The 13,224-nt window shown below is 46.2% G+C and carries 14 protein-coding genes; all 14 read right to left on the reverse strand.

Annotated features, from left to right (window positions below):
* Nucleotides 1–405, reverse strand: a complete 405-nt coding sequence (locus tag E0D71_RS15130) for a DUF2802 domain-containing protein (protein ID WP_133004148.1) — start codon at nucleotides 403–405, stop codon at nucleotides 1–3.
* Nucleotides 406–426: 21 nt separating this feature from the next.
* Nucleotides 427–870, reverse strand: coding sequence for a chemotaxis protein CheW (locus tag E0D71_RS15135; protein ID WP_243712054.1), 444 nt, complete (start codon nucleotides 868–870; stop codon nucleotides 427–429).
* 88 nt (nucleotides 871–958) lie between these two features.
* Nucleotides 959–1,456 carry a chemotaxis protein CheW gene (locus E0D71_RS17500; RefSeq protein WP_243712045.1) on the reverse strand — a complete coding sequence of 166 codons (498 nt, stop codon included), beginning with the start codon at nucleotides 1,454–1,456 and terminating at the stop codon, nucleotides 959–961.
* The gene (locus E0D71_RS17505) at nucleotides 1,446–1,880 is read right to left on the reverse strand and encodes a hypothetical protein (protein WP_243712046.1); all 435 of its coding nucleotides are present in this window, start codon (nucleotides 1,878–1,880) and stop codon (nucleotides 1,446–1,448) included. The genes E0D71_RS17500 and E0D71_RS17505 overlap by 11 nt, the downstream gene beginning before the upstream one ends.
* A gap of 9 nt (nucleotides 1,881–1,889) precedes the next feature.
* Nucleotides 1,890–2,663: a ParA family protein gene (locus E0D71_RS15145; RefSeq protein ID WP_133004150.1), complete on the reverse strand. Its 774-nt coding sequence runs from the start codon at nucleotides 2,661–2,663 to the stop codon at nucleotides 1,890–1,892.
* Between the two features lie 69 nt (nucleotides 2,664–2,732).
* On the reverse strand, nucleotides 2,733–3,581 hold the full coding sequence (locus E0D71_RS15150; RefSeq protein ID WP_133004151.1) for an OmpA family protein: 849 nt from the start codon (nucleotides 3,579–3,581) through the stop codon (nucleotides 2,733–2,735).
* On the reverse strand, nucleotides 3,574–4,311 hold the full coding sequence (locus E0D71_RS15155) for a flagellar motor protein (RefSeq protein WP_133004152.1): 738 nt from the start codon (nucleotides 4,309–4,311) through the stop codon (nucleotides 3,574–3,576). Before E0D71_RS15155 ends, E0D71_RS15150 begins: the two co-directional genes overlap by 8 nt.
* Nucleotides 4,311–5,375: a chemotaxis response regulator protein-glutamate methylesterase gene (locus tag E0D71_RS15160; protein ID WP_133004153.1), complete on the reverse strand. Its 1,065-nt coding sequence runs from the start codon at nucleotides 5,373–5,375 to the stop codon at nucleotides 4,311–4,313. Before E0D71_RS15160 ends, E0D71_RS15155 begins: the two co-directional genes overlap by 1 nt.
* A 29-nt stretch (nucleotides 5,376–5,404) precedes the next feature.
* The gene (locus E0D71_RS15165) at nucleotides 5,405–7,654 is read right to left on the reverse strand and encodes a chemotaxis protein CheA (protein WP_133004154.1); all 2,250 of its coding nucleotides are present in this window, start codon (nucleotides 7,652–7,654) and stop codon (nucleotides 5,405–5,407) included.
* 12 nt (nucleotides 7,655–7,666) lie between these two features.
* Nucleotides 7,667–8,455 (reverse strand): protein phosphatase CheZ, encoded by a 789-nt coding sequence (locus tag E0D71_RS15170; protein WP_133004155.1) that lies wholly within the window; start codon nucleotides 8,453–8,455, stop codon nucleotides 7,667–7,669.
* A 9-nt stretch (nucleotides 8,456–8,464) separates the two neighbouring features.
* A complete protein-coding gene (gene cheY, locus E0D71_RS15175) occupies nucleotides 8,465–8,857 on the reverse strand; it encodes a chemotaxis response regulator CheY (RefSeq protein ID WP_133004156.1) in 393 nt (130 codons plus the stop codon).
* A gap of 43 nt (nucleotides 8,858–8,900) precedes the next feature.
* Complete coding sequence (locus tag E0D71_RS15180) at nucleotides 8,901–9,638, reverse strand: RNA polymerase sigma factor FliA (RefSeq protein WP_133004157.1); 738 nt, start codon at nucleotides 9,636–9,638, stop codon at nucleotides 8,901–8,903.
* A gap of 101 nt (nucleotides 9,639–9,739) precedes the next feature.
* Complete coding sequence (gene flhF, locus E0D71_RS15185; protein ID WP_133004158.1) at nucleotides 9,740–11,023, reverse strand: flagellar biosynthesis protein FlhF; 1,284 nt, start codon at nucleotides 11,021–11,023, stop codon at nucleotides 9,740–9,742.
* A gap of 99 nt (nucleotides 11,024–11,122) precedes the next feature.
* Nucleotides 11,123–13,222: a flagellar biosynthesis protein FlhA gene (flhA, locus tag E0D71_RS15190; protein WP_133004272.1), complete on the reverse strand. Its 2,100-nt coding sequence runs from the start codon at nucleotides 13,220–13,222 to the stop codon at nucleotides 11,123–11,125.
* Between the last annotated feature and the right edge of the window lie 2 nt (nucleotides 13,223–13,224).

Below are 13,224 nucleotides of genomic sequence, written 5' to 3' on the forward strand. Positions count from 1 at the left end.
TTAATGGTAATCAGAGTTATGTCGTGACTCTTTTTTCAATAGGCTGATCAACTCAGCCTCGGCTCGTATTAAGCCACATTTAGACACGAGGTCGTCGATCGTTGCGCCCATTTCTAACAGCTCCATGGCACGATTATAAGAAACGCTGCCTTCTTTCGAAAGAAGTTCGGACTGCCTTTCAACCGCCATGTTTAGTTTTTTCTCAATGGCCACCAAACGTCGTCCCATGCCAATCGAACCTGATGCCAATACCTGCACCTGTTTCTTTTGGTTCACCGTTTCATTTTGGTGCTGAATATTCATCTGTTTAATGCGCTTCGATAAACGCATCGCCCACACCGCCAATGCCAATAACATGACAAATTGCAGAATGAGCAGAAGGTTAAATAACCATTGAGATTCCATTGGGTGCTGCTACCTTCGAACTTACATTGAGCCTATTTCAGACCATTCATCTTCAGAAAGAAGCTTATCAAGGTCCACTAAAATAAGCAGGGTATCATTTTTATGGCACACACCTTGAATAAATTTCGATGCTTCATCATTACCGACATTTGGTGTCACTTCTATTTCTGACTGGCGCAAGTACACCACTTCAGAAACCGCGTCCACTAAGATCCCAACGACATGCCCTTCTACTTCTAAGATCATGATGCGAGTGGTGTCAGTGATTTCGCCTGAAGGCAAATCAAATCGCTGACAAGTGTCCATTACGGTCACCACAGTCCCACGCAAATGAATGATACCAAGAACAAAGCTCGGTGCGCCCGGTACCGGTGCAATATCGGTATAACGCAACACCTCTTTGACCTGCATAACATTGACGCCGTAGGTTTCATTTTCCAATCGAAACGTCACCCATTGCAACATTGGGTCTTCTGCTTGCTTAGACTCTTTTAGTGCTCTACCTGTTGTTGTCACACTCATTCCTCAAGATCATCAAACAATTAATACACTGTTATTTAAGCGGCTTTTTAAAGCCATTATCTGGATCATCTAACAATTCAATAAACCCTTGTACGTCCAGTATGGCACACATGTGGTCGATCACAGTGCCCGCCAACCAGGGTCTTTTGCTTCTATCACTACGCCATTTCACTTGTGATGGCTGCAAAGAAATTGCCTCTGCAACTCGCTCACACCCTAATGACCAGTCGGATCGATCGAGCTGAATCACAAATTTAAAATGCTCTTTGAGCTCGCCTTTATAATGATTCGGCATAACCCAACGGGCGGTGTCCACACAGCGTAGATTAAAATCTCCCACATTAGCAACACCCATAAACCAATCTGGCTGACCAAAAATAGACGTTAACTTCTCATCGCTGCTTTGGAAAATACCGCCAAGTTCAATCAATGGCACTGCCATTTTTAAACCGCCGACATAAAACAGTAAGCATTCAAAACGTCCGGTTGCCCAAGGCAAAGGTTCTGTTTTTGCAACGCTAGTACGCAATTCTGTCTGGCTCTGGCTCTGGCTCTGGCTCTGGCTCTGGCTCTGGCTCTGGCTCTGGCTCTGGCTCTGGCTCTGGCTCTGGCTCTGGCTCTGGCTCTGGCTCTGGCTCTGGCTCTGGCTCTGGCTCTGGCTCATTAACAGTGTCAGCGTCTTGTTCGCTCACTGGCAAGCGTTCATCCGGCATATTGGCGATGGCGGCTTCAAAATCCGCAAAGGAAGCATCTATCGAATGATCAAGATGGTCGTCTGACGGTTCCTCTTCTAATAATACGTCGTCATCAGACCCAGCCGTATTGTCTGTAGCTTGATCATTTACCTCAGCCGGCGACTCATCAATGGTCGCTTCTTGTAGTAAATCATCTAAATAGCGCTGCACCGCAAGCTGCGGAGCAATCATACTGTCTTTCGTTTTCGTCTCTTTCATAACCCTGGTCTAATCCGCCGGATTCAGTAAGGTGCTCATAAGACTCTCATAAGCTTTCACGCCCCGAGCATTCGCGTCTAATGCTGACGGAGCAACCCCTGCCGTACTCGCATCTCTTAATTTTGTGTCTACAGGAATCACAGAATGCCAGACCAATTCATCGTAGGTATCTTTCAAGCTACGTAAGCTTTTATTGGATGCCTGGGTTCTTCTATCAAACAAGGTTGGCACGATAATATACGGTACCGGACGCTTTCTCGCACGATTGATCATCGTCAGCGTACGAACCATTCGCTCTAAGCCTTTTATCGCCAGAAACTCTGTTTGTACTGGTATCACCAACTTTTGACAAGCCGCCAACGCATTGATCATCAACACACCCAGTACCGGTGGGCTATCGATCAAGACATAATCGTAATCGTCCCATAAAATGGCCAGAGTTTTAGACATCACCAAGCCCATACCACCTTGGGCTTGAGCATGACGCTCAAGCGTTGCAAGTGCCGTCGAGGATGGCAACAATGATAAATTCGGATGGCCTGTTTCTAAAATAAGCTGTCCAGGTAGGCTATTAGGGATTTTGCCATTTACCTGAAAAAGGTCATAAGCACTGTGCTCTATAGAATCTGGATCAAAGCGAAAATAACTGGTTAATGAGCCATGTGGATCCAAATCGATCATTAATACTCTGTTTCCGGCATCTGCCAATAGGCCAGCTAAGGAAACCACTGTTGTGGTTTTGCCTACCCCTCCCTTTTGATTTGCCACTGCCCAAATGTGCACTCTGAGTCCCCTGAGATCCTATGCTGTTATTTTGCTTACTATTTCATTGCAATCATATACAGTAAGTGACTACTTAAACAAGTAATCATATAGATTTGCCGCCTGCGTTTTACTAATCCTAAGTACGACGCGTCGATTTTGCTGACGCGCAGCATCACTGCTATTGCGCACCTTCGGATGCTCACTAGAGAAACCAATCGGCGCAATAAGTTTAGGGTCAACGCCTCGATAAACAAGCTCCTCTACCACCGAAGACGCTCTTAAGCTGGACAAATGCCAATTTGAGATAAGACGCTGCGATGTGACGGGAAGATTATCGGTATTACCATCCACTAAAATAGGGGCTGGGTAGCTTTTTAAAATATTACTAATGACGATCAATAACGCCACCGCTTCATTCGTCAGCTGATACTCACCTTCCCCAAATAACAGGGCGGATTTCAACTCCAAATTAACCCATTGCGGTGACTCTGTGATGGAGACTTGCCCTGACTGCTGCAACGATTGAAAGTCGCTGCTGATGACGCGATCTAATACATCGTAGATTGTTGGCTGAGGGACACCGCTCTCTGGAATTGGATCTGGGGCTTTTACTTCCATATTAGGAGGATTAGAAGGTATCGGCTGCGCATCCACGGCATCTTGATCTTTGGGATCACCAATAATCGGCTGACCAATATTGATTGGCTTAACGGACTTTTGCACCGCATCAAAGACCCCATTGAGCGTCTCTGTCAGGCGTCGATCATTGCCCTGTGTTTTTAGAGAAATTGAATATAAGGCAACGAAGAAAGCAAACAGCAAGGTGATAAAGTCAGCGTACGAAAGAATCCAGCGGTCTCTTCCTTGCGCGCCATCAGAAGCGCTGCTTCTGCGCACTCGCCGACGACGTGAGGAATGAGCCCCTTCATCACTCATAACTATTCAACTCTATGTCTAAACGTTGTGGGTGTTTGCCTGTTGCTATGCCATGCACACCATCAATAATTAACTGATGGTAAAGCAGCTCTTGATCGACATAAGAAGACAATTTTTTAGAGATAGGAAAAATAACCAGGTTAGCAAACCCTTGTCCGTATAGCGTTGACACAAACGCCACCGCAATACCATGGCCGAGCGCAGACGGGCTGTCTAAATTCGCCATTGCCTGAATCAGACCCAGTACCGATCCCATAATACCTAAGGTCGGCGCATACCCGCCGATCGATTCTAAAAAGCGGACACTTGCCATGCGTTTATCATGAATCCGGTTCGCTTCATCGTGCAAGCGATCGGCTAATAATTCAGGGTCAGTGCCATCAATTGCCATCTGCAAAGCACGGGCAGCAAAAGGGTTCGGAAAGGAGGCTATGTCAGACTCTAAGGAAAATAAAGAAGTACGGCGGGCTTTTTGCGCCAGCTCAATAAGGTAAGCTCTGGCAAACGAAAAGTCGTAAACAGGTGGAAACAGACTCCACTTAGCAAGATAAAAGGCGCGCAGAGCATCTTGAATACTACTCTGCATTAAGGTGGCGCCAACACTTCCAACAATGACAATAATAGCGGAAGGCAGGTTAAGAAGAAGAACAACTTCCCCTCCACCTAACCAATTCGCTAGAAAAACCGAGCTAAAAGCGAGTAACAGTCCTGCTAAGGTGACAAAATCCACTAAGAAACCTCACGAGCAATTCGTTCACCAATATGATTAAGGTCTATGATGTCATCCGCAAGGTTCGCCTTCTCAACCGCCATCGGCATACCATAAATAACACACGACGCTTCACTTTGAACCCAAACGGTCGACCCAGAGCTTTTCAACATTCGAGCCCCTTCTCGACCGTCTACCCCCATCCCCGTCATAATCACGGAAAGGACTTTTCCCGGATAACATTTTGAGGCAGAGCCAAATGTTACATCCACGGAGGGTTTATAATTAAGTCGCTCATCGCCTTCTAGTATTCGCACACAACCACCGTTGCGTGGGTCAACCATCATTTGCTTTCCACCTGGCGCCAGTAACGCCACACCAGGCAAAAGACGGTCGCCATCTTTTGCCTCTTTCACTGTGATCTGACAGATGTTATTGAGCCGTTCAGCAAACGCGCCGGTAAACGCGGCAGGCATATGCTGTACCACCACCAATGGCGCTGAAAAATCCTTAGGCAATTTGCTCAACACCATCTGCAAGGCCATAGGACCGCCCGTTGACGTACCAATTGCCACTAGACTTACTCGTTTGCGTGCGCGAGGAATAATCACCCCACGATCGGTCACGATCGGCTTCGGAGCCACTCTAGGTTCTAGACTACGAACCGGCGCTCTCGTGCCGGCAAGTCGAGTACGAGCAACCGCCAATACCCTTTCAACCAAAGTCCGTTTTACCACCGCAGAATCCCGAGAAATGTCCTCGAAATTCTTTGGCATAAAATCAACCGCCCCGGCTTCTAATGCATCCAATGTCACCTTCGCACCTTCGTGCGTCAATGATGAAAACATAAGAACCGGTGTCGGCTTCAACTTCATGATATTCGTCACCGCTGAAATGCCATCCAAAATCGGCATTTCATAATCCATGGTAACAACATCAGGCGACAAAGATTGCACTTTGTCTACCGCTTCACGACCATTATTGGCGGTTCCAACAACCGTCAGCCTAGGATCGGCCTCAAAAATCTCAACGAGACGACGTCGAAAAAAACCTGAATCGTCTACGACCAGAACCTTAACCGGCATAACGCGCTACCCCTAAATAAAAATCTTATCTACCTTGATGCATAGCTTTTGATCATGCTCGGCACATCGAGAATTAATGCAATACGACCATCACCTGTAATTGTCGCTCCCGCTATGCCTACCGTGCCTTGTAGCATTTTGCCCAGTGGCTTAATAACCACTTCTTCTTGGCCGACTAGCTGATCCACAACAAAGCCAACTTCACTGGTGCCAACTTGAACCACCACCACATGGGCTTCTTTTGGCTCTGTTTGCTTGCCTTCGCCTTTTATCAGCCAACTTTTCAGGTGGAAAATCGGCAGGGTTTTACCCCTAATAACCACCACTTGCTGACCGTCAACCACATTGGTTTTCTGTAGATCTAAGTGGAATATTTCATTCACACTCACCAATGGGAAAGCGAACGCTTGATCCGATAAAGTCACCATCAAGGTGGGCATAATCGCCAGCGTTAGAGGCACTTTAATGATAAAGCGTGACCCTTGCCCTAACACAGACTGAATGTGTAGGGTGCCATTCAATTGAGAAATTTTCGTTTTAACAACGTCCATTCCCACACCACGTCCTGACACATCCGTGATTTCAGTTTTTGTCGAGAAACCAGGCGCAAAAATCAGATTAAAGGCTTCGTCATCCGACAAACGCTCTGCCGCGTCCATGTCCATCAAGCCTTTTTCAACGGCTTTACGACGCAGTACATCAGGGTCCATACCCGCGCCATCATCATCGATGGACAAGAGTATATGATCGCCTTCTTGCTCTGCAGAAAGCACCACATGACCAACTCGAGGCTTACCATTGGCTTCACGAACATCCGGCACTTCGACACCATGGTCAACCGAGTTTCGGACCAAATGCACCAATGGATCAGCAAGGGCTTCTACTAGGTTTTTATCTAAATCTGTCTCTTCGCCACGCAGCTCAAGATTGACTTCTTTCTTCAAGTTTCGAGCCAGATCTCGAACCACTCGAGGGAACTTACCAAAGACTTTCTTGATCGGCTGCATTCGCGTCTTCATGACCGCGTTCTGCAAATCGCCTGTCACTACATCCAGGTTAGCCACCGCTTTGCCCATAGACTCGTCTTCGCTTTGTAGGCCTAAACGTACCAAGCGATTTCGAACTAAGACAAGCTCGCCAACCATGTTCATAATGTCATCAAGTCGCTTCGTATCTACACGAACCGTGGCTTCTTGCGTCACCGGAGAATTGCTCGATTTTTCTTTCACCGGCTCCGTGCGTTTTTTCTCAACCGCTGGCTTAGCAGCAGGTTTCGGGGCAGACGCTTTTTCCGCTTTCTTCTGAGGCGCTTCCGCTTTAGTTTCAGCGGCATTCGTCTCAGCGGTTGCCTTCGGCGCCTGGCCTTTACCGTGCAAACTGTCTAATAAAGATTCAAATTCATCTTCTGTTATCAAGTCGCCTTCGGTCGAAACAGACGCTTTTTCCTCTGCCGCTTTATCTGAAGATGGGGCTTCTTTCGCCTCTTCAACCTGCCCTGGTGCATTACTACCATGGAGTTGATCAAGCAGTTTCTCAAATTCATCTTCTGTTATTTCATCGGCACCAGACGACTCAGCAATCGGCTCAGCCGGCTTTGACTCTTCGGCAGAAATACCCGGTGCACTTGAACCATGAAGTTGATCAAGCAAGGCATCGAATTCGTCTTCGGTAATATCATCTGAACCTGTTACCTCGCCGGACGGTATGGATTCTGCATTGCTAGAATCGCCTCCCCCTAAAGCATCGAGTAAAGATTCGAACTCGTCGTCAGAAATATCATTGTGCTCAACGGCATCGCCTTGCTCTGAAGCATCACTCAACACAGAAGACTCCTCCTCTGCACTGTCGTTCACCTCAGGCGCTTCGTCTGCCGCCATTTCCGCTTCGCTTGGTGGCACAGCATACGCACTTAATGCACTGATTAAGTCAGGATCTGCACGTTCAGGTTCACCACCTGCCCGTACGGTATCAAACATTTCGTTTACAGCATCTAACGCCTGTAATACGACATCCATTAACTCTGAATCAATTTTACGCTGACCATTGCGCAAGATATCAAACACACTTTCCGCGTAATGACAGCAATCTACTAAAGCGGTTAACTGGAGAAAACCCGCGCCGCCTTTGACGGTGTGAAAACCACGAAAAATAGCATTAAGTAGCTGTTTATCATCTGGGTTTTGCTCTAGATCTACTAATTGTTCGGAAAGCTGTTCAAGCAGTTCGCCAGCTTCTACCAAAAAATCCTGCAGAATTTCTTCATCGACCTCGAAACTCATCCTCAGCTCCTTTTAGAAACCAAGACTTGATAGCAAGTCGTCTACTTCGTCTTGACTATTTAGTACTTCAGGGTTGTTTTGTTTATTAATAGCTGGGCCATGTCCACGAGTGTCATCGTGTTCTGCCTCTTTCTCTTCGTATTGAATCCCGGAGATACTATCAACGCGTCCTGCAACAGCAACAAGATGAACAAGGCGTTCTTCTACATCTCGAATTAAATCATTCACTCTAGCAATAACCTGACCCGTAAGATCTTGGTAGCCTTGCTCTAAGAGAATGGTGTTGAGGTTGGAGTGTAAAGCGGTGGCACTGTTATCCGCATATTGTAAAAAAACATCAATACGCTTGTATAACTCACGAAATTCTTGCGGCGTGAGATCACGTTGAATCAATCGGCCCCAATCCTTCCGTAATTCTTTTGCTTGAGCCTGCAATTCACTGGCAACAGGCATACTACTATCTACCATATCCATGGTTTTGTTAGCAGCAGAACTCGTTAGTTCAATGACATAATTTAGGCGATCAGACGCATCCGTGATCTTGGTTCCAGAATCACTGGCTTTATCGCCTACGACTAAATCCATTGAATCGATTTGAAAATCTCGAATAGCATCATGGAGGCTGCGTGTTAATGTGCCCACCTCTTTATAAAAGCTACTGTGCCGAGCGTCACTCAGTTCCTGTATTATCTTAATAGCGCCACTAAAATCACCTGTCTCCAAATGATTTAATAAATCAACAGCACCATCTCTAACTAAGTTTTCAAAATCTCCTAGTTCAGATCCAGATTGCTTTGACATCAACAGTCCTTATTTAGCCGCATCGATTCGTTCGAATATTTTCTCAATTTTTTCTTTGAGAGCTACCGCAGTAAAAGGCTTAACAACATAGCCATTTACACCAGCTTGTGCCGCTGCAATAATCTGGTCACGTTTCGCTTCCGCCGTTACCATAAGAACGGGGATGCTTTTTAATTTCTCATCCGCTCGAACAGCACGAAGCAACTCGATTCCAGTCATCCCTGGCATATTCCAATCGGTCACAAGAAAGTCCACTGTGCCTGCTTGAAGAATCGGCAACGCTGTTGTTCCATCATCCGCTTCAACTGTATTGGTAAACCCCAAATCCCGCAGTAAGTTTTTGATGATACGTCTCATTGTCGAGAAATCATCAACAATCAGGATCTTCATGTTTTTATCCAATGCACCCTCCACACTCTAACGTTAGTCTTTCAAAACACATAATTTAGTCCTGCCAGTCACTTAATCGAGCCTTTAACCGCATCGCGGCTTGGCTGTGTATTTGACTGACTCTAGATTCACTGACACCTAACACCGCGCCAATTTCTTTTAAATTTAACTCTTCATTGTAGTAAAGAGATAATACAAGTTTTTCTCTTTCTGGGAGTAAGTCGATCTCTTTCGCCAACTGCCCCTGAAAGCCACTCTCTTCTGTCATGGCATAGGGCGTACTATTAACGTCCGATGACATGCCATCCAAGACACCACTGTCACTTTCAATGATTTCTTCATAGCTGAATAGCTGAGTGGTCATTGATGAATGAATAATGTCATGATATTCATCAATGCTAATGGCCATGTGAGCCGCTACTTCCATATCGGTTACATCACGGCCAACTTTAGATTCTAACTCATGTATCGCTGCCGATACGGCACGACCATTTCGTCTGACGGAGCGAGGAGCCCAATCTGCTTTGCGAATCTCATCCATAATGGAACCACGAATGCGAATTCCAGCATAGGTTTCAAAACTAGCGCCTTTGTTTGATTCAAACCGTTTATAGGCTTCAATCAACCCCATCATTCCCGCTTGTGTTAAATCATTTACATCAACACTGTTTGGCAAGCGAGCCAACAGATGATACGCAATTTTTTTAACTAAATAACCATACTGGTCAACAATAGCATCAACTGACAAGGTCGCTTTTTTAGCGTATGTGTTATATCCGTTTTTGGTTTGCATAAGTTATAGCGTAAACAACCTTTAACTATTTGAATCCAATGCACATAATAACTGTACTACAGACTTTGGCTCGGGGCTTGACCTAATCAAGCGCCATATTACTAACTGCCATATCTTAATGCACCGTAAAGTTGACTATAATGCTCTGCCGTATATACCGCTCGACTAATTAAATTGTGGGCCCGTGCAGGCTCAATATCATCTGGAATGCGTTGACCGTCAGCGATATAAACAACCGGTAACCCTTCCTCTACAACCACACTAATCGCTTCGCCTAGCGAGGCAGACTCATCAAGTTTACTCAATACACAGCCATCTAACTGCACTTGAGAATACACATCGATGACGGTTTTCAATACTTGTCGTTGGCTAGTACAAGGCAATACAAGCAATTTCTTTAGTCCGACACGCGCCCGTTTCATCATTAACAACTGACGTTCTAGGTTAGAATCCCGAGGATTCATCCCTGCCGTATCAACCAGCACCAATGAATAATCTGAGTACTTTGCCAGCACTTCGTTTAAATCAGAATACTCATTAACAACTTCAACTGGGACATTGAGTATACGACCAAATGTCCGAAGTTGCTCATGAGCGGCAATTCGATAGGTATCTGTGGTTACTAAAACCACACTTCCCGAGCCGTGCTTCAATACATGTTGGGCGGCAATTTTACCAATTGACGTGGTCTTGCCCACACCCGTCGGACCCATAAAAGCAATACAGCCCTGTAATTCATTATTATTAGAACGAATAGGAATGTAATCCGCTAGATGAGCTAATAATCGATTCCAGTCGTCTTCTCGCCCTTTTAAATCAATATCGTCTAAAAGGCGCGATATCACAGTGTCAGATAACCCCAAGCGCTTTAGTTTCTCTCTCGCTTGAGCTTCAATCGGATTCACTTTCGAGTTAGCGGCGGTCTGTTGCTCCAACATATCTCGAACGTGTTGCAGCTCCAGTTCCATTTCATGAATCTGACGCGCGTTGTCTCGGTTTTTTAGCGACAGCGCCTCTTCCACTAACGGATCTTCTTGATCCTCTTGCAATGGTGGTAAATCAAAAGAAGCGGCCTGCGGTTCTGGTGCGCTAGGCTGAGCTGGCGAATACTGCTTTGCTCGCTCTATACGTTCAAAATATTCTGCACTCGGGTCTTGATTCTGCTCAGGTCGCTTCGCTTGGGCAGAACGAGGAGAAGGTGTTGACGCTTTCTTTTCGGCCATACTAGAAGGCAAAGAGCCGTCATAATCCAATGCTGCAACAATCTCTATTTCCCCTGTCGCTAGGCGTTGGTTCGACAAAATGACCGCGTCAGGGCCCACAGCATCACGGACTTTCCGTATTGCTTGGCGCATGTCGGGTGCTCGAAACCGCCTAATTTGCATGAATACTACAATCCTTCTAGTTTATTTTTCTTACAAATCCATAGCTTACCCGAAAGGTTTTGATAAATATAGATAGTAAATCATTACAATCAATACAGACTATTGACCTATCACACCGACCACAGTGATTCTTTTGTGATCAGGCACTTCCTGATAAGACAATACTGACATATTTACCATTCCATAGCGCATAAAGCGCGCCAACATAGGTCGTATTGGTGCAGAAACAATCAAGATAGGCGTATTGCCCATTGCTTCTTGCTGTTCGGCAGATTCTTTCAAAGAGCTTTGCAATTGTTCTGCCATTTTTGGCTCTAAAATCAAGGCTTCTTCATTCTTAATGCCAGATTGCTGACTCTGTTGCACCGTTTGCATGAGCATCTTCTCTAATTGAGGGTCCAACGTCAGCACCGGAATCTCTTCTACGCCATCTGCCAATGTCTGAATAATCATTCGAGAAAGCGCTGTACGCACGGCCGCCGTGAGCACCATAGGGTCCTGAGTTTTCGGCTGAACCCCCATAATGGCCTCAGCAATGGTGCGCATATCTCGCAATGGCACACCTTCGATCAATAGGTTCTGCAATACTTTTAGAAGCACACTTAAAGGAACCGTATTTGGCACCAATTCTTCCGCTAACTTAGGATTGTATTGCTTCAGCAAGCTGAGCAATTGCTGAACTTCATCATGACCAATCAATTCATACGCGTGTTTGTGCATAATTTGATTGAGATGGGTTGCCACCACAGTACTCACGTCCACCACGGTATAACCGTAAGTTTGTGCTTGGTCACGTTTTTTCGGGTCAATCCACACCGCATCCAACCCAAACGAAGGGTCTTTACCGGCAATGCCGTCAATAGAGCCAAACACCTGACCTGGGTCGATCGCCAAATCTTTATCTGGGTGCACTTCGGCTTCTGCCAAACTCACCCCCATCAAGGTCACACGATAGGCATTAGGCATCAAATCTAAATTATCGCGAATATGAACACTTGGCACCAAAAAGCCAAGGTCTTGGGACAGCTTACGACGCACCCCTTTAATTCGGGCCAGCAATTCACCGCCTTGCGACTTATCAACCAGTGGAATCAGCCGATAACCAACTTCCAGCCCCAACATATCCACTGGCGCCACATCATCCCAACTCAAGTCCTTAGATTCAGAAGAAGGTGCCACATCGGAAGAGCTCGACTTACTCGGCCCTTTCACGCCAGCCAAGGCTTTTTGTTTCTTGCGATACTCTAAATAATACGCAAACCCACCCAATGAAAAGGCCAGTGAAAGGAACGAAAAGTGCGGCATTCCAGGCACAATCCCCATGATGGTCAATACCGCCGCGGCCACATACAAAGCCTTTGGCGAACCGAACATCTGAGTGAATACTTGCGCGCCCATGTCACCCGACTCATTCACTCGAGTTACCATAATGGCCGCCGCGGTAGACAGCATCAAAGAAGGCAACTGCGCCACTAAGCCATCACCAATGGTTAACAATGAGTAGCGTTGGATTGCTTCAACAAATGTCAAATCATGCTGCGCCATACCAATCGCCAAACCACCAATAATGTTGATGCCTAAGATTAGCAGACCCGCAACCGCATCCCCTTTCACAAACTTTGAGGCACCGTCCATAGAACCGTAAAATTCGGCTTCAGAGGCAATTTCTGACCGGCGTATTTTGGCTTGATCCGCGTCAATCATGCCTGCGTTCAAATCGGCATCGATCGCCATCTGCTTACCTGGCATCGCATCCAAGGTAAAACGCGCGCTTACTTCAGAGATTCGTCCAGCACCTTTGGTCACCACCGCAAAGTTGATGATCATCAAGATGGCGAAAACCACGAAGCCCACAACATAGTTGCCACCAATAACCACTTCACCAAAGGCTTGAATAACCTTACCTGCGGCATCCGGGCCTTCGTGACCATGAAGCAAAACCACTCGAGTAGAGGCCACGTTTAGCGCCAACCTCATTAGTGTGGAAACCAGTAGTACCGTAGGGAAAACGGCAAAATCGAGAGGACGTAAAGAATAAATAGCCACAAGAAGAACAACGATGGCCAAGGCAATGTTGAACGTAAACAGCACATCCAACAGAAAAGCGGGAACCGGCAATATCATCATTGCCAAAAGAGACAGTAGTAAAATCGGGATCCCTAAATTCCCAGCGACCGCTCCTTTAAACTGCCCTGTCATTT

The organism is Marinomonas sp. KMM3893, from assembly GCF_004352855.1.
GTDB lineage: Bacteria > Pseudomonadota > Gammaproteobacteria > Pseudomonadales > Marinomonadaceae > Marinomonas > Marinomonas arenicola.